This window comes from Noviherbaspirillum autotrophicum (genome assembly GCF_000818395.1).
In the GTDB taxonomy this organism is placed as follows: domain Bacteria; phylum Pseudomonadota; class Gammaproteobacteria; order Burkholderiales; family Burkholderiaceae_D; genus Noviherbaspirillum; species Noviherbaspirillum autotrophicum.
Genome location: NZ_JWJG01000028.1, coordinates 1,989,021 through 2,007,386, shown reverse-complemented (window position 1 = coordinate 2,007,386; position 18,366 = coordinate 1,989,021). Strand labels below are relative to the sequence as shown.

Annotated in this window: 11 protein-coding genes; 7 read left to right on the top strand and 4 right to left on the bottom strand. The window is 65.0% G+C overall.

The window, feature by feature from the left end:
* The 7 genes from TSA66_RS10530 to TSA66_RS10500 all read left to right on the top strand — a co-directional run.
* Positions 1 to 245, top strand: a 245-nt coding sequence (locus TSA66_RS10530) for an acyl-CoA dehydrogenase family protein (RefSeq protein WP_269748373.1), incomplete at its 5' end; no start/stop codon positions are given.
* An 86-nt stretch (positions 246 to 331) separates the two neighbouring features.
* Complete coding sequence (locus TSA66_RS10525; protein ID WP_040039969.1) at positions 332 to 1,528, top strand: acyl-CoA dehydrogenase family protein; 1,197 nt, start codon at positions 332 to 334, stop codon at positions 1,526 to 1,528.
* A 9-nt stretch (positions 1,529 to 1,537) separates the two neighbouring features.
* Positions 1,538 to 2,674 (top strand): acyl-CoA dehydrogenase family protein, encoded by a 1,137-nt coding sequence (locus tag TSA66_RS10520; protein ID WP_040039968.1) that lies wholly within the window; start codon positions 1,538 to 1,540, stop codon positions 2,672 to 2,674.
* A gap of 125 nt (positions 2,675 to 2,799) precedes the next feature.
* Entirely contained in the window at positions 2,800 to 3,480 is a 681-nt protein-coding gene (locus TSA66_RS10515) for a TetR/AcrR family transcriptional regulator (protein ID WP_052452238.1), read from the top strand.
* Entirely contained in the window at positions 3,477 to 6,788 is a 3,312-nt protein-coding gene (locus TSA66_RS10510; RefSeq protein WP_040039967.1) for an acetyl-CoA carboxylase family protein, read from the top strand. Before TSA66_RS10515 ends, TSA66_RS10510 begins: the two co-directional genes overlap by 4 nt.
* A 175-nt stretch (positions 6,789 to 6,963) precedes the next feature.
* Positions 6,964 to 10,080: a bifunctional diguanylate cyclase/phosphodiesterase gene (locus TSA66_RS25520; protein ID WP_084199476.1), complete on the top strand. Its 3,117-nt coding sequence runs from the start codon at positions 6,964 to 6,966 to the stop codon at positions 10,078 to 10,080.
* 11 nt (positions 10,081 to 10,091) lie between these two features.
* Positions 10,092 to 10,652 (top strand): DNA-3-methyladenine glycosylase, encoded by a 561-nt coding sequence (locus tag TSA66_RS10500; protein ID WP_040039966.1) that lies wholly within the window; start codon positions 10,092 to 10,094, stop codon positions 10,650 to 10,652.
* 55 nt (positions 10,653 to 10,707) lie between these two features.
* On the opposite strand, the gene TSA66_RS10495 is transcribed toward TSA66_RS10500, so the two are convergent.
* The 4 genes from TSA66_RS10495 to TSA66_RS10480 form a co-directional block, all read right to left on the bottom strand.
* Positions 10,708 to 11,952, bottom strand: coding sequence for an EAL and HDOD domain-containing protein (locus TSA66_RS10495; protein ID WP_040039965.1), 1,245 nt, complete (start codon positions 11,950 to 11,952; stop codon positions 10,708 to 10,710).
* A gap of 165 nt (positions 11,953 to 12,117) precedes the next feature.
* Positions 12,118 to 14,889, bottom strand: coding sequence for a hybrid sensor histidine kinase/response regulator (locus TSA66_RS25515; protein ID WP_052452236.1), 2,772 nt, complete (start codon positions 14,887 to 14,889; stop codon positions 12,118 to 12,120).
* A 207-nt stretch (positions 14,890 to 15,096) separates the two neighbouring features.
* Positions 15,097 to 16,626, bottom strand: a complete 1,530-nt coding sequence (locus TSA66_RS10485) for a hypothetical protein (RefSeq protein WP_040039964.1) — start codon at positions 16,624 to 16,626, stop codon at positions 15,097 to 15,099.
* The gene (locus TSA66_RS10480) at positions 16,619 to 18,364 is read right to left on the bottom strand and encodes an alpha/beta fold hydrolase (protein WP_040039963.1); all 1,746 of its coding nucleotides are present in this window, start codon (positions 18,362 to 18,364) and stop codon (positions 16,619 to 16,621) included. Before TSA66_RS10480 ends, TSA66_RS10485 begins: the two co-directional genes overlap by 8 nt.
* Positions 18,365 to 18,366: the final 2 nt, after the last annotated feature.

Here is an 18,366-nt window from a genome sequence, read left to right as displayed (position 1 = left end):
GCCGCATGAAGGATGAAGGGACCGCCGCACCCGCCATTACGTCGATCATGAAGCGCAACTCGTGCGGCAAAGCGCTGGACGTGGCGCGCATGGCACGCGACATGTTGGGCGGGAACGGCATCTCGGATGAATTTGGCGTGATCCGCCATATGGTCAATCTCGAAGTGGTGAACACCTATGAAGGAACACACGACGTTCATGCGCTGATTCTCGGCCGCGAGCAGACGGGGATCGCGGCGTTCTAAAACCGCGGGCAATTCAGGAAACAGTCGCGCAGAAGGCATTCGCAGATTTCGCTGGAGCCGCCACAAAGAACAAGCAAGAGGATTAAATGAACCTGAACTTCACTTCCGAAGACCTCGCCTTCCGCCAGGAAGTGCGCGACTTCATCGCCACCTCGCTGCCCCCCGACATCCAGCACAAGGTCATCAATGGCCTGATCCTGGACAGCAGCGACTACACCCGCTGGCAGAAAATCCTGCATGCCAAGGGCTGGGGCGGCGCCGCCTGGCCGACGGAATTCGGCGGCACCGGCTGGAGCGCCGTGCAGCAATACATCTTCGAAGAAGAATGCGCCGCCGCCGGCGCGCCGCGCATGATCCCGTTCGGCCTGAAAATGGTCGCGCCGGTCATCATGCGCTACGGCTCGCCGGCACAGCAGCAACGCTTCCTGCCCAAGATCCTGGCCGCCGAGGAATGGTGGTGCCAGGGCTACTCCGAACCGGGCTCCGGCTCCGACCTCGCCTCGGTCAAGACGCGCGCCGTCCGCGACGGCGGCCACTACATCGTCAACGGCCAGAAGACCTGGACCACGCAAGGCCAGTACGCCGACTGGATATTCTGCCTGGTGCGCACCGACCCGGAAGCGAAAGCCCAGCGCGGCATTTCCTTCCTCCTGATCGACATGAAGACTCCCGGCATCACGGTGCGTCCGATCATCACGATGGACGGCGCGCACGAGGTCAACGAAGTCTGGTTTGAAGATGTGCGGGTGCCGGTCGATAACCTGGTCGGCGAGGAAAACGCCGGCTGGACTTACGCGAAATTCCTGCTCGGCCACGAGCGCACCAACATCGCCGGCATCGGCATCGCCAAGCGCGAACTGGCGCGCCTCAAACGCATCGCTTCGCTCGAAACGAAACACGGCAAGCCGCTCATCAAGGACCCGCTGTTCGCCGCGAAGATCGCGCAAGTCGAGATCGACCTGACCGCGCTGGAAATCACCAACCTGCGCGTGCTGTCGGCCGAGGCACAGCAGCGCGCGCCGGGCCCGGAAGCGTCGATCCTGAAGATCAAGGGCACCGAGATCCAGCAGGCGATCACCGAGCTGCTGGTGCAGGCCGCCGGCCCCTACGGCTTGCCGCTGCGGCGCGCAGCGATGGCCGCCGGCTACCAGGGCGAGGCCGTGGGCCCGTTCTACGCGACACCGCTGGCCGCCAACTACCTGAACATGCGCAAGCTGTCGATCTACGGCGGCTCCAACGAAATTCAAAAGAACATCATCTCCCAGATGATCCTGGGCTTGTAGGAGAACGCCATGGACTTCACATTCAGCGAAGAGCAGCAGATGCTGCTCGATACCGCCCGCCGCTTCGTCGCCAAGGATTACGGCTTTGAAACGCGCCGCCAGATCAAGGAAAAGTCGCTGGAGGGCTTTTCCCGCGAGGTGTGGCAAGGGCTGGCCGACCTCGGGCTGCTGGCTCTGAACGTGCCGGAAGCCGACGGCGGCCTGGGCGGCAATGCGATCGACACCATGCTGACGATGAACGCCATCGGCGAGGGATTGCTGCTGGAACCGTATCTCGCCAGCGCCGTGCTGGCGACGCGCACGATTGCCTTGCTCGGCGACGACGCGCAGCGTGCCGCCTTGCTGCCGCCGCTGGCGGCCGGCGAAAAGATCGCGTCACTGGCGCACGACGAGCCGTCCACCCGCTACGACCGCATGGCGATTGAGACGCGCGCCTGGCCGGTCGGCAGCGGCTACGTCATCACCGGCCACAAGTCCGTGGTGGCGCACGGTTCCTCCGCCGACGTGCTGCTGATCACGGCGCGCCTGGCCAAGGCGGGCGAATCCGGCCCGCTGGCGGTATTCGTCGTGCCGCGCGACGCGGCCGGGCTGCGCCAGGTTGCATTCAAGACGGTCGACGGCGTGGCCGCCAGCGAGCTGTGGCTCAACCAGGTATTCGTGCCGGCCGGCGCACTGCTCGGCAGCGGTGGCGATACCCAGTCGCTGCTTGCGCAAGTGCTCGATGTCGGCCTGGCCGCTGTATGCGCGGAAGCCGTCGGCGCGCTCGACAAGCTGCTCGCCGCCACGGTCGACTATGCGCGCAACCGCAAGCAGTTCGGCCAGCCGATCGGCAAATTCCAGGCGCTGCAGCACCGCATGGCGGACATGGTGCTGCATATCGAACAGGCGCGCTCGATGAGCTACCTCGCCGCAGTGCGCTGTGAAGATACGGATGCGGAACTGCGCAGCCGTGCGCTGTCTGCCGCCAAAGTCGTGATCGGCCAGGCTTGCCGCTTCGTTGGCCAGCAGGCGGTGCAGCTGCACGGCGGCATGGGCGTGACCGACGAGCTGGACGTGAGCCACTACTTCAAGCGCCTGATGGCCATCGAGCTGCAGTTCGGCAGCACTGATCATCACCTTGAAATGTACGCAGCGCAGCTGGCGTAAAAAAATGCCCCTCTCCTACGGACGGGAGAGGGGCGTGGGTCACTGAAATATACCAACCGGTAGAATTTTCCTACTTTCTGGTATATTGTTCCGGAACGCTGCCTTCCACAGTTCCGGACACTTCCATGAAAAAAGCCGCCACCCGGCACGCCCAGCACCGCCAGGAAATCGCCGACGATGTGCGCGACCAGAAACGGGAACGCATACTCGAAGCCGCCGAAGACCTGTTTTTCAGGCATGGCTACGCCGGCACCACCATCGCCGACATCGTCGACGAGCTGGGCGTGACCAAGCCCTATCTCTACTACTACTTCAACAACAAGAACGAAATCTTCGAGACGCTGTGCTGGCGCTCCTCGGTCGCCTGCCTGACGTCGATGCGCTTTGCCGACGACGACGCGCGTCCGGCCGTGGAAAAGCTGCGCGACGGGCTGCACCGTTTCGCCGCCGCCAACATCGCCTACTTCAAGGCCGGCACCTTTGCCTACCGCGAGGGAGCGGCGCTCGATACGGCATTGATGAAATCGCTGCGCACCATGGCGCGCCGCTTTTACCGCGAACTGAGCGTCCTGCTGGAAGAATGCAAGAAAAGCGGCGACTGCGATTTCGAGAATGCCAAGCTGACCGCCCTGGCCATCGGCGGCGTCGCCACATCGCTGTACACCTGGTACAAGCCGGACGGCGAAATCGCCCCCGAGGAAATGGTCGGCCAGCTGACCCAGATCATGCTCAAGATCGCCGGCGCACAGCCTGCCCGGACGAAAATTCAACAGAAACGCAACACCGGAACGTCAAAGAAACCATGACCATCGCCAGACTGCTGATCGCCAACCGCGGCGAAATCGCCATTCGCATCGCGCGCGCCGCCGCCGAACTGGGCATTGCGACAGTCGCGGTGTACTCGGAAGACGACGCCGCGTCCCTGCACCTGCGCAAGGCCGATGACGCTTATGCGCTCGCCGGCAAGGGCGCAGCGGCCTATCTCGACATCGAGCAGATCGTAGTCGCCGCGCGCCGCGCCGGGTGCGACGCGATTCATCCCGGCTACGGCTTCCTGAGCGAGAACGCGCATTTTGCGCGCCGCTGCAAGGAGGAAGGCATCCTGTTCGTCGGCCCGCAGCCGGAAGTGCTCGCCCTGTTCGGCGACAAGGCCGCCGCGCGCGACCTGGCCCAGCAGCGGCAAGTACCCGTCGTGCCGGGCACGCAGGGGCCGACATCGCTGGAGCAGGCGCGCGCGTTCCTGGCGTCGCAGGGAGAAGGCGGCGCCATGATGATCAAGGCGCTGGCCGGCGGCGGCGGGCGCGGCATACGCGCCGTCCTGCGCATGGAAGAGGTCGACGAAGCATATGCGCGCTGCCAGTCGGAAGCGCTGGCGGCATTTAGCAGCGACGCCGTCTATGTCGAACAGCTGGTGCGCCGCGCGCGCCATATCGAAGTGCAAATCGTGGGCGACGGCGAACAGGTCGCGCAGCTGGGCGAGCGCGAATGCACGCTGCAGCGGCGCAATCAGAAGCTGGTCGAAATCGCGCCCAGCCCCACCCTGCCGCAACCGCTGCGTGAGCGAATCGCGCAGGCTGCGGTGCAACTGGCGCAGGCGGTGCGCTACCGCGGCCTGGGCACCTTCGAATTCCTGGTCGACGCCGATGCCCATGGCGACGCCGCGAGCTTCATGTTCATCGAAGCCAATCCGCGCCTGCAGGTCGAGCACACGGTGACCGAGGAAGTCACCGGCATCGACCTGGTGGCGGCCCAGCTGCAAATCGCCAATGGCGGCACGCTCGCGCAGCTCGGCTTGATGCAGCACGAGATACCGGCGCCGCGCGGCTTTGCGGTGCAGTTGCGCATCAACATGGAAACCATGGATGCCACCGGCGCGGCCCTGCCCGCCGGCGGCAGGCTCACCGCATTCGAGCCGCCGTCCGGCCCCGGCGTGCGCGTCGACACCTTCGGCTATGCCGGCTATGCCACCAGCCCGAACTTCGATTCGCTGCTGGCCAAGGTCGTCGTGTCGAGCCCGTCGCGGCATTACCCGGACGTACTGACGCGCGCCTATCGCGCATTGTGCGAATTCCGCATCGAGGGCGTCGACACCAATATCGGCTTTCTGCAAAACCTGATCCGTCAGCCTGACGTGGTGGCCAACCGCGTGCATACCCGCTATGTCGAACAGCACATCGACGCGCTGCTGGAAGCCGAAGGCGGCGAGCACCGCAAGCTGTACTTCGCGTCGGCCGGCGAGGACGCGGATTTGACCTCGCCGCCGCGGCGCGGGCCGCAAGCGCCGGCAGGAACGGTCGCCGTGGCGGCGCCGATGCAGGGGTCAGTCGTGTCGCTGGACGTGCTGGAAGGCGACGCGGTGGTGGCCGGCCAGCAGGTGGCGGTGATCGAGGCGATGAAGATGGAACACATCGTCAAGGCTGATGCGGCCGGCCACGTGCGCCTGATTGCGGCGAAGGCGGGAGATGTGCTCGCGCATGGCGACGCGCTGCTGTTCATCGAGCCGGCACAGATCGAACGCGACGATACGCAGCATGCCGCCGAAACGGACCTCGACCATATCCGCGCCGACCTGGCCGAAGCGCATGCGCGCCATGAGGCCGGACTGGATGCGGCCCGCCCGGACGCGGTGGCGCGCCGCCGCAAGACCGGCCAGCGCACCGCGCGAGAGAACATCGATGACTTGTGCGATACCGACAGCTTCATCGAATACGGCGCGCTGGCGATCGCCGCGCAGCGGCGGCGCCGACCGCTCGACGAGCTGATCCGGATCAGCCCGGCCGACGGGCTGGTGGCCGGCGTCGGCAGCGTCAACGGCGAACTGTTTAGCGACGAACGCGCGCGCTGCATGGTGCTGTCCTACGACTACACGGTGTTCGCCGGCACCCAGGGCATGATGAACCACAAGAAGACCGACCGCATGTTCCAACTGGCCGAACAGTGGCGGCTGCCGCTGGTAATCTTCGCCGAAGGCGGCGGCGGCCGGCCCGGCGACACCGACGCGTTGCTGGTGGCCGGGCTGGACGTGATGTCCTTCATTAACTTTGCCAGGCTCAGCGCCCTGGTGCCGCGCGTGGGCATCGTCTCCGGGCGCTGCTTTGCCGGCAATGCCGCCTTTCTCGGCTGCTGCGACGTCATCATCGCGACCGAAAACGCCACCATCGGCATGGGCGGCCCGGCCATGATCGAGGGCGGCGGACTCGGCGTGTTCGAGCCGGAACAAGTCGGTCCGGTCAGCATGCAGGCGCCCAACGGCGTCATCGACGTGGTGGTGCGCGACGAAGAAGAGGCGGTGCGGGCGGCGAAGCAATACCTGTCGTACTTCCAGGGCACCGTCGCCGCCTGGGAATGCGCCGATCAGCGCGAATTGCGCCACCTGATCCCGGAAAACCGGCTGCGCTCCTATGACATCCGCCGCATCATCGACACGCTGGCCGACCGGGATTCGGTGCTGGAATTGCGCCGCCAGTTCGGCGCCGGCATCGTCACCGCGCTGATCCGCATCGAAGGCCGCCCGTTCGGCCTGATCGCCAATAACCCGATACACCTAGGCGGTGCGATCGATGCAGACGCGGCCGATAAGGCGGCACGTTTCATGCAGCTGTGCGATGCCTTCGACCTGCCGATCCTGTCGCTGTGCGACACACCCGGCTTCATGGTGGGGCCGGACGCGGAGAAGACGGCCATGGTGCGCCACGTGTCGCGCATGTTTGTCACCGCCGGCAGCATCAGCGTGCCGTTTTTCACGGTCGTGTTGCGCAAGGGCTACGGCCTGGGCGCGCAGGCAATGGCCGGCGGCAGCTTCCACGCGCCCTTCTTCACCGTCGCCTGGCCCAGCGGCGAATTCGGCGCCATGGGACTGGAAGGCGCGGTGCGGCTCGGCTATCGCAAGGAACTGGAAGCCATTGCCGATCCGGAACAGCGCCGCGCCGCGTTCGAGAACATGGTGGCCGCCTCCTATGAACAAGGCAAGGCGATCAACATGGCGTCGTTCCTGGAAATCGACGACGTGATCGACCCGCTCGACACGCGCCGCTGGGTATTGCGCGGGCTGCGCTCGGTGCCGCCGGCTGCGCCACGCTCCGGCAAGAAGCGGCCGTTCATCGACACCTGGTAAGTTCCGCAAAAAAGCGTCCGCACGGCAAACCTGAGATGGCGCAATAAAACATGCCGCACCGCCCCTTCCGTCGAACGGGCCCGCCGCCAGCCAGTCATACCATTGGCGGCGCACATCCCGCGCCGTGCCGGATGTCGTGCATCTGCAGTGCGCCTGCAGTGCACCTTTTTTGCACATGCATATCTCTCTCTTTACAAGAAACGGCGACAGGAACGCACGGCACGCCCGCCTGGCGGCAGCCTTGCTCGTGCTGCTATTTTTTCTTTCCGTGGCGATCAGTTACCTGGTCTATCGCCGGCTGGTGCAAAACGAGGAAAGGCAATTCGAAGCGACCCTGGACCGTGTGGCCGATATCCGTACCGCTGCCGTATCGGCTTGGGCACAGGAAAGATTGGGCGACGCGATGGTTTTTGGCGGTGGCCGTTTCCTGGGCGAAGCAATCAACAGCTGGATGGCACGCGGCTCACCCCACAATGGATTCAGGCGCCAGTTGCGCGAGCAGCTAGCCACCATCAAGATCACCTATGGCTACATCGAGGTCGCCATCCTCGACAGGAACGGCGGGCTGCTGGTATCGACCGAAGACCGCCCGCCGCCGCTGGACGCGGCATCGCAACAGGCAATGCTGCGCGCGCTTGCCGGCACGCAGACGGAAATTTCATCGATTCGTGCCTTGCCAGCCGCAGGTCCCGGCCAAATCGTGGATTTTTTCAGCCCGATCCTCCCGGCACGCGAGAATGTCGAGGCCCCCGCCTCGGTGCTCTTCCTGAGGGCCAACGCCGATCTGCCGCTCGAGCCGTTCGTGCATGCGATGCCGCTCTTTGATACTTCCACCGAGGTATTCCTGGTTGAAATACGCGATTCCCGTATCCTCATCGCCTCCAGCAACGGCGAACCCGGGCAGTTGCACTTCCAGAGTCCCTTACCGATAACCGTGCAGCAACTGAACGCTTCGGCGCGCACTCCTGCCGCGCATTTCATGCTGCACGACAATCAGGGAGATGCCTGGATATCGGCCGCGCGCAAGATCCACGGCACGCCGTGGTTCCTCATCACGGCCCTGAACCACGGCCAGATCCGCGGGAACCTGCGCATTCTGGCCTGGACCGTCGGCAGCATCACGGCGGCCTTCGCCTGCCTGCTGGCGCTGGCCGCCCTGTCGTGGCTGCGCAAACAGCAGAGCGACATGCGGCTGGAAGCATTGCAGGCAGCCGCCGAAAGGCAGCGCCTGCAGCGGCAATACGACTACCTGTCGCGCTATGCGAACGACATGATCATACTGGCCGATGCCAAGGGCCATATTCTGGAAGCCAACGACAAGACGTCGCAGCTGCTCGGCCTCACACACGATGCCTTGCTGCGCATGTGCATCGAAGACTTGTTCCCGCCTTCCTGCCATGCGCTGCTGGAGTCGACCCTCGCCAAGTTGCGCGACGAGGGAACGGCAGTGTTCGAGCTGCTGCAGCAGCATGCCAATGGCAGCACCCTGCCGGTCGAAGTCAGTGCGCGCACGCTCACCCTGTCGGGAAAGACGCTCGTCCAGATGATTTCGCGCGACATCAGCGAACGCAAGCAGGCGCAGGCGGCGCTGCAGGAAAGCCGGGATAAGCTCAATAGCATCCTGGCCTCGATTCATGACGTAGTCTGGTCCTTCTCGCCCGGCCTGGGCAGGCTGAACTACATGAACCGTTCGGTCGAAGAAATCTATGGCTACGCGCCATCAGACTTCGAGCGCAACCCGCACCTGTGGCTGGACGTCATTCATCCGCAAGACCGGCCGCAGATCGACCAGGCATTGCGGGGCTTCGATCCCGCGCATCCTTCCTGCGACATGGAATTCCGTATCGTGCGCAACGACGGCGCGTTGCGCTGGGTACATTGCCGCAGTCAAATGGTCTTTGCTATGACGGGGCAGCCGCTGCGCATCGACGGCGTTTCCACCGACATTACGCTGCGCAAAGCCGCCGAGCAGCAGGTGCAGGCGCTGGCGTACTACGACAACGTCACCTCGCTACCCAACCGCACGCTGTTCAACGACCGCCTGGCGCAGGCCACCCACATGGCGCTGCGTAGCAGCAAGAAGGTTGCCGTGCTGTTCATGGACCTCGACAACTTCAAGCATGTCAACGATTCGCTCGGCCATCAGGCCGGCGACCTGCTGCTGCGCTCCATCGGCGAACGCCTGCTGCAATGCGTGCGCGAGGAAGACACCGTGGCGCGCCTGGGCGGCGACGAATTCGTGGTGGTGCTGCCCGACATAGAACGCGGCGAGCAGGCAGCGGCCGTGGCGGAAAAAATCTTGCACCTTACGGCCCAGCCGTTCATGCTGCAGGAGCAACAGGTCCATGCCACCATCAGCATCGGCATCAGCGTCTTCCCCGAGGATGGCCGCGCACTCCCCGATCTGCTCAAGCATGCCGACGCCGCGCTGTACCAGGCCAAGAGCCAGGGCCGCAACAACTTCCAGTTCTTCACGCCCGAGCTCAACCGCCAGCTCACGCGCAGCTTGTATGTCGAGCGCCAGTTGCGGCATGCGATCGACGCGCACGACCTGCGCCTGCTGTACCAGCCGCAGGTCGACATCATGTCCGGCAAGGTGATCGGGGCAGAAGCCTTGCTGCGCTGGCGCCAGCAGGACAAGGAAGTTCTGTCGCCGGCGGAATTCATCCCGGTGGCGGAAGAGCGCGGCCTGATCGGCACCCTCGGCGAATGGGCGCTGCGCGAAGCGTGCCTGCAAAGCCGTCGCTGGCAGCAGGAAGGCTTGCGTCCGATCCCGCTTTCGGTCAACGTGTCGCCGCTGCAATTTCAGCAGAAGGGATTTGCCACCTTCATTACCCGTCTGCTCCAGGATACCCACACCGATCCCGCCTGCCTGGGGCTGGAAATCACCGAAAGCGCGATCATGCGCCGCGCGCCGCAAGTGGCGGAACTGGCACGCAACCTGCGCAGTGTGGGCGTGAAGATCAACATCGACGATTTCGGCACCGGCTATTCCAGCCTGAGCTACCTGAAGCAGATACCGATCGACAAGATCAAGATCGACCGCTCATTCATTGCGCACATGCTGGACAATCCGGACGACGAAGCCATCACCTGCGCCATCATCAATCTGGCGCGCAGCCTGAAGCTGGGCGTCATCGCCGAAGGCGTCGAGTCGCGCGAGCAGCTCGAGCGCCTGCGCCAATTCGGCTGTCATGAAGTGCAGGGCTACTACTACAGCTCGGCGGTGCCGGCCGATATCCTGGGCGAGTTCCTGGCCAGCGATAAAATCTTCGCGGAGCCGGTGGCATAGCCCAAAGCGCAATGAAGAACAACACAACACTTCCTCGCTCATTTTACGAGCGCGACACGGTCGAGGTCGCGCGCGACTTATTGGGAAAGCACCTGGTGCGCGTAGGCGGCGGCGTGGCGCGCGTCGGGAGAATCGTCGAAGTGGAGGCTTATGTCGGCGCGCACGATTTGGCATCGCATTCGTCGAAAGGGATCACGCCGCGCACCAGCGTGATGTACGGCCCGCCGGGCCATGCCTACGTGTACCTCATCTATGGCGTCTACCATTGCATGAACGTAGTGACCGAGCCGCAAGGCCACGGCACCGCGGTCCTGCTGCGCGCGCTGGAACCGGTTGCTCATCTCGACGGCAACACCAAGGGGCCCGGCCTGCTGTGCGGCGCGATGGGCATCGACCGCCGCCTGAACGGACACGACCTGACGAGCGAGGATTTCCACATCGAAGACCCGGGGCTGGAAGCACCCATTTCCATCGTCGAACGGCCACGCATCGGCGTGGCCTACGCGCAGGAGTGGGCGGAAAAAAATCTGCGCTTCTACATCGACGGCAACCGCTTCATTTCCAGGAAATAGGAGAAGCGCCCGGCAAGCGCCGTGGCGAACCGCGCACTAGTTTTTCAACAGCCTGCTAATGCAGGTTGCGCGACGCCTGATCACTCCACTCGAACGCCGCCAGTTGCAGCAGGTACAGGTCGTTATGCGACAGCCTCAGGCCCGCCATCTGCTGCTGCAGCTGCTGGCAGTCCCGGTCGATCCGCTCGGTATGTTCCGCCAGCGTCAGCAGCATGCCGAAATAGCCCTGCCGCGACAACAGCGCGTCGCGCACCTCGTCGACCACCGGGATGTGCTGCAGGATCTCTTGCATCGGCATGCCGAACACGGTATCCATGAGCGACATGATGCCGACCATGAAAGCGGTGTCGCCGATGCCGCGATTGCCCGGCACCAGCTTGTGCGCCACCAGCTCCAGCAAGCGGCCGCGCGTCGTTGCCTGCATCAGCAAGGGCATCATGCGGTGGGCATCGATGCTCATCTCTTCATGCAGCATGATCTGCAGCCAGCGCCGCAACTGATTGCGCCCGACCACGGCAAGCGCCTGGCGCAGCGAATCGATGCGGTGCGAGCTGGTGGCCGGCGTGTTGGCCAGCCGCAGCAGGTTCAGGCCGAGCGCGACATTAGTCTTGATGCAGCGTTCGATCTCGGCATCGGCGGCATCGGAGTCGATCAGCGCAATCAGTTCGGTAATCGCCTGTTGCGTGGGATTGAGCTTTTTGCCGCTCTGGGCCTGACGCTTGATGAAGTAATAGCCTTCGAAGTAGTCGAAGCCGAGCGCGCTGCACACCTCGAATTGCGCGAACGTGTCGACGCCCTGCGCCAGCAACTGCTTGCCCTGTGCCTTGAAATCCCGGCACAGGATCGCAAGCCGTTCCGGCGCGACCGCTGCGATATCGATCCTGACCGTGGCAACCAGCGGCAGCCACTGGCGCACCGCCTGCGCATCGCTGGCGGCATCGAGCGCAAACACGAAGCCTTCCTGCGCCAGTTGCCCGATGCGCGATACCAGATGCGGCGTCACTGGAGTCGACGCCGGAATGGCCGGCACCACGTGCTGCGGCGGGATGGCCTGCATCAGGTCGCTTTCCAGTAAGGCCGCGTCGGCCTGCAGGTAGGCGGGCATGTCGCCGAGGATGCGCGTTACGCCATGCTGCATGACGTCGGCGATGACAGCGGCTGTGCCCCCCTCCGCGCCTGCCTGGCAAAACAGCAATTCATGCGCCGCCAGATGCTGGCGGCTGTCGAGCACCGGGCGGCGCGTCATGAAGAATTCGGAGGTCAGTACGTGCGCGCTGCTGAATGTGACGATGGTGCTCATGCTGTCCTCCTCTGCTTGCTCATGCGGCGGGCCGGGGCGCTGCGCGCATGCGCCGAGCGCTCCCGTCACCTCGTTTACGGCAGCAGTTGAAGGAGTCTTGAGGGGCGCCGGCGTTGACTTGTTATCAACAAGCGGCCAGGCGGCGCGTGGCAGGGCGCGGAGGGCTTAGCGCCCGAACCCGAAATCGAGCCGCGTCATCACATTGTCCAGCAGGCCGAGGGCTGTTTCGAAGTCGCTCGCGCCGATCGCCTGCTCCAGTTGCTCCACCTTGCGGCCGAGCGCGCAGGCCAGCTCGTCGCGGTGCGCGGCAAAACAGTCCAGGGCAACGCGGTCGCCGCTCGACAGGTAGCCGACCAGCTGCTGAAAGGTCTCTTTCGAAATCCGCCCGGCGGCCCGGCCATCTGCCGGCGTCCCGCCCTTCATTGCGGCCACGCGCGGCGGTGTATGCCAGAAGGCATGTTCCGGCTGGGGTCTTCCTGCGGCGGCCGCGCCCTGCCTGTCCTGGCGCGCGCGCCAGCCCCAGCGCTTGAGCGCATCGATCAGCACGTGAGGGACGACCGGCTTGGTCAGGTGGTCGTTCATGCCGGCGGCGATGCAGCGTGCCCGGTCCTGTTGCGTGCCGTGGGCGGTCAGGGCCAGCACCGGCAGTTCGGCCAAGGCAGGGTCGGAACGCAGCGTGGCAGTCGCCTCGAAGCCGTCCATCTCCGGCATTTGCAAGTCCATCAGCACGACGTCGAATGGCGCGTCCGACTTCAGTTTTTCAAGCGCGATGCGTCCGTTGCCAGCCACGTTCACCTGCGCGCCCGCCCCCTCCAGCAGCTCGGCCACGACTTGCTGGTTGAGCGCATTGTCTTCCACCAGCAGCACGCGCATGCCGTCGATGCCGTCGTCCGGCTGCGCTTCGGCCGTGCCGAGCCCGAACCTGGCCGTAAAGCAGAACGTGCTGCCGGCGCCGGGCCGGCTTTCGACGGCGATGGCGCCGCCCATCATGTCGACCAGGCGCCGGCAAATGATCAGACCGAGCCCGATGCTACCGTTCGCACCTGCGCGGCCCTCGCGCGGCGGCATCTCGAACAAGCGCTCGCGCTGCCGGTCTGACATGCCGATACCGGTGTCGCGCACCACGAACCGCAGCATGACATGGGTGTCGGTGCTGTACACGCGCTCGACGCGCACCGCCACTTCGCCGCGCTCGGTGAACTTGATGGCGTTGCCCGCGAGGTTGGCGAGAATCTGCTCCAGGCGCAGGGGATCGCCGCGCAGCGCGCGTGGCAGGCTGCGCGGCACGCTGAAGGTCAGTGCCAGTCCCTTGCCGGCGGCCGCCCGGCCGAATGCGGCAGCAACATTGTCGATAACATGGTCGAGCCGGAAATCGGCGGAGGCGAGCACGAGCTTGCCGGCGTCGATCCTGGCAAAGTCCAGGATGTCGTTGATGGCGGCGGACAGGTCGGTGCCGGCCTGGTGGATCTTGCCGATGCAGTCGCGCTGCGGCGCCGTTAGGTCGACGTTGAGCGCGAGCTGGCTCAAGCCGATGATGGAATTGAGCGGCGCGCGGATTTCCTGGCTGATATTGCACAGAAAGGCAGACCTGGCGCGCGCCAGGTTTTCCGCCTCTTCCCGGCCCTTTTGCATGTCCTCTTCCCGCCTGCGCGCCGTTGTCTCGTCCAGCCAGCAACCGTTCCAGATCCAGCCGCGGTCGACCTGGCGCGGCATGGCCGTGCAGGATCGGACCCAGCGCGTGGCGCCGCCCACCTGCACGCGCTGATGCGAATCCACCGGCTGGCGTGCAGCCAACGCTTGCTGCAGGACCGGCTCGATCACGACCCGGTCCTCAGGAAGCGTGGTGCGCCAGCGCGCCTGCTTGTCGGCCATGATCGCTGCCGCCTCCACCCCCAGCACGCCGCGCGCATTCTTGCTGACGAAGGTGAAGCCGGATTCGCCGTTGGCCGCCTCGCGGTACTGGTACACCGCCAGCGGCAAGGCATCGATCATGTCCCGCAGGTGCGTGTGCGCGAGTTCTGCCGCCTGCTTTTCCTGCTGCGCATCCTGCGCGGCATGCTCGAAGTGGGCCGCCCGCCGTTCCAGTTGCTCATGTTTTGCCCGCAATACGGCGACTTGCCGTTTCATGCGGTTCGCCATCATCAGTCCGGCCGTCGCCGCCATCATCAGCCCGGCCAGCAGCAGCGCGACGCCAAGCGTAGCCAGCGTGGACAACGGTGCCGCCTCGATCGATACTTTCCAGCCCAATGGCGCCACCATCGCCTGCGCGTCCATGTCGGCCATCGGGTATGCCAGGCCGGCTTTCTGCAGCTTCAACTCGGGATCGGCCAGCGCAATCGCTTGTCCGTGCGCATCGGCCACGTAGACAGGCCCGCTGGCGGCAATCCGGCTCAGCCCGTCCAGCAGGAAGCGCAGATCGATCTCGGCCACGGTGACACCAGCCTCCGGTCCGGCCGCCATGGCGATCGTGATGTGGGGCTCGTGGTCGCCGCCTGAATAGACCGGGCTGATATACGGCTGACCCGAGCGCGCCGCCTGGAATGCGGCACTGAGCGAATAATCGGTCTTGCTGCCGTCCGCCTGCGAACCGGCGCGCGGCATGCGCAGCAGTTCGCGGCCTTCGTGGTCAAGCAACAGGATGTCGGAAATCCCCGGCAACTGGCGCAACACGGTGATTTCATGCGTGCGATGCGCAATAGCGTCTTGCCCCGGCTGCAGCGGCGCACTGGCGCCGATCTGGTGCACGAGCCCCGACAGACGCTGCGCAATGCCGTCCGCAGCCGCCTCGGCGCGCTCGCGCTGCAGGTTGAGGAAGGCGTCGCGGCTATCCTGCCAGGAAAGATAGAGGACGGCCGCCCCGCAGGCCAGCAGCAGCAGGCCGGCCAGGGCGACAAAGTTGATCAGATGCTTGCGAAATAGCGTGCTGCTCGGCTTCATACGTATTCGGTTGGTGCGGACATCGTTCTTCGGTCCGGGACGTCATCGCCGGCGCCGCAAGTAAGGCTGCAGGATGCGGCGGCAGTGCCCAGGCTGCCGGTGACGCGAGCGGGAATGGCCGATTGCCGGCCTATGCGACTATGTTGCAAGACTTGCTACTCAGCAATCCCATATTCATGGCATTTGCGCCTTGTCCGGCAACGACGATCACCAGCTATCCAGCCGGTCGCCCCAGCCAGTCATGTCGCGCACGTAGAAGCGGTAGGAATCGGCCGGGGCGCGCTGCGCCAGACGTGCCAGGTCGAAAATGAACAATGCCCGGCCAACACCGCGGCGCCGGTAGCCGCGATTGCGCTTGGGCAGGATCGTATCGCGCCAGGCGCCCAAATTGACGTAGGTATAGTTGTTGCGCCCCTGGCGTGGCTGCGGGAATTGCACATCGGCTTCCAATGCCACGTGGGTATGCCCCTCCACATGCAGGCGCAAGCCGAGTGCGCGATAGGCGGGCTGGAAGGCCGGCAGCGCCAGCAGGGATCGGGTCGCGATGCTTGCTTCCGGCTCCTGCGCCTTGGCCATCAGGCGCATGAGCAGCATGTCGAGCCAGTACCAACGCAGGCGCGACAGGCAACTCAATCCGATCAGTCCGATTTTCGTGGTGCCCCAGGCGCTGTCCCAGGTCGCCGTATGCGCCAGCCAGGCGCGCAGGCTGGCGCGAAAGCAGCACAGTACTGTTTCATGCAAATCGCGCGCTTGTGGCAGCCGGCGCGCCTGACGTCGCGATTCACGCAGCAGGCGTACCACAGCCGCCACCGACGGGCGGTACAAGTCCATTTCGTCGAGCAGGTTGCACAGGCGCTTGGCGCCCGGCAGCGCCCGATCGATGGCGGCCTCGGTGCTCCAGATGAAGTGCGACAGCATGCCGGCGGCCACCGTATCGCCAAAGCACGGATCGCTGAACGCCCGGTAGCGCTCCTTGCGCCACTGCTGCGGCAGCCAGCCGCACCGCGCATTCCAGTGCGATGTTGCGCGCGCATTATCCTGGTCGCGCCACTGCCCGTGCGTGGCCAGCAGCCGCAGGCCGGTGTCGGCGAAATAGAACGGCAGGCAGGGATACAACTCGTCACGGGAGGTGCCGAGCTGCGCGGCGACCCAGGCGCGGTAGCTGTCGGAAATGTCGAGCGCGGTGAGGCCGAGGCACTCCTCGTAGAACACCTGGCGCGCCGCCGGAGAAACCTGCAATTCCTTGTCATGGTTGCCGACGATGGGGACGATCGTCGTGGCGATCCCCCGCTCGCGCAGCCGGCCTACGCTTTTCCGCATCCAGTAGAAAAACCCGGAATACGGCTGCTCGCTGTCGTCCGGCCTTTCCTTCGCATGGATCGCGACGATGTCGCGCATGATTTCCACCAGCACCTGCTCGAAGCGCGGATCATCCCGGTGCCACGGATAGACGCCGGCTTGCGCCCATTTGCTGCTGCGGACCAGGTCGACGATGTCGCCGTTGAGGATGAGGATCAGCTCCTCGACCTGCTGCACCGCCGGCGTGACGGTCATGTCGCCAGGATTGCAGACGGCAAAGGCCATCTGTTCGAAAAAAAGCTGCCAGTCGGCCTCCGACGCGGTCTGATTGCCCACCGTGCAATCGGTGCAATGGATGTCGGAGATCAGCACGCACAGCCGGTTGCGCTGCGCGGTGCCGGCCGGCCACAGCACCAGGCCAGGTGCGGCGTCAGTCACGCGCGTGCTCCCGCAGGAACGCCAGCAGGCGCGGGAAGATATCGGCCGCGACATCCTTGCCCATGAAGATATCCTGGTGACCGTAGCCGGGAAACACATGCAGCCGGTGCCGCCCCGGCACGATCTTTTCCAGCCGCGCGTGGCACTGGATGATGGAATCGGCGAATACGCGGTTGTCCTGCCCCTGGATCAGCAGCGTCGGGGTAGGAATGTCGGCCGCGCACTCCATGTAATTGTCCGGCAGCGCCGCGTAGCGCGGATTGCCCGGCTCGAACTTGACCGCGGTGTTGCCGCTCCTGACCATCTTGTTGACATGCCGGTAGTAGTGCACCGATATGCCGCCGAACAGATCGCCCAGCCGGTCGTGCGTTTCCGGCGCCATGTTCTCGTGGTTGAACAGCGCGGGATCGCCGCTTCCCCACATGAAGCTCAGCATGTGGCATTCGGGCGACGTGCATTCCCGGTGCAGCAGGTCGGCGCCCGCCGCCAGCAGCGTGCCGACCGACCAGCCGCGCTGGCGCCGCCAGCGCGGATTGTAGTATTCGATGCCGAGCAGGTAATCGGAGGCCCACGGTCCCACCGCCAGCTTCACCTTCGACCATGCCGGCACGTGGGGAGTAAGCGCCACGCTGTTGAGGATCACGCTGCGGATGCCCTGCACCGCCTTGCCGAACAGGCTCATCGCCATCGTCAACGCGCCGACGCAGTGCGCGATGACATGGATGCGGCGATGCGGTCCGATGTGTCGGCGCAGTTCGGCGACCGCCGCCGGGTGGTCGAACAATGCGATGTCGTCCAGGTTGTACCTGCTGCGCGACAGGTTGTAGGGAAACCGGTTGCTGCCACGGTGATCGAGCATCCAGACGTCGCCAAAGCCATCGTCGAGCAGGGTCTGCACCAGGTTCCGATGCTCGGGCATGATGAACATGTCCGACGACGTTGTCAGCCCGTGCACGACGAGGACCACGTCGTCGCAGGTGGCGCGCCGGTAGTTCGTGAGCGTCAGTCCCAGGCCGTCGGCGGTGGAAAACGGATGCACGGTGATGGCGGCGTCGGCGACGCCTTCGCTGGTAAAGCGCGCAAAATGCGGCACCGGCTGATGAAGCGGCGGAGGCAGCGCGGGGCCGTACACGTCCCACAGCTTGCCGGCGAAGAAGGCGCCGAACGCCGCCAGTCCCTCCAGGCTGACGCCGCCGTCGGCAGCGGTCGCACGCATTCCGCGCAACACGCGCATGAAATCCGTCAGGCCGAGGCTGAGAATGCCGCAAGCCCAGTGCGTCGCCTGGGCGGGCCGGGCGGGGTCGGCATGGCCGCGGAACACGTTGACGAACAAGGTCGTGGTATCGCGCCACAGGTCGAGCGGCGCGTTGTGCTGCACCTGTTTTTCGCCGATGAACGTGAACGGCTCGCCCTGCGGCGTCTCGCAATACGCTTGGTAATACATCACCTTGCGGTTGAGGTCGGCGCTATCGGCCAGCAGTCGGAATGTGCCCGCGCGTACCGGGCAGCGCCCGCCCAGCAGCGGACAGTCGATGTAACCGGACAAGGCGCCGGCATGGTCGGGCTGCTGAAGGAACGATGCCAGGTCGCCGATGCTGACGGTGACATGCAGGGACATGCTGTGGCCGGCTGCCTCGCCATCGGCATAACCGTGCGCAAACGTCGTGGCTTCGGCGCTGACGTAGCCCTTCATGACTTCGGAAAATGCGATTGTTACGCTGTGCAGGTTGTTTGGCATCG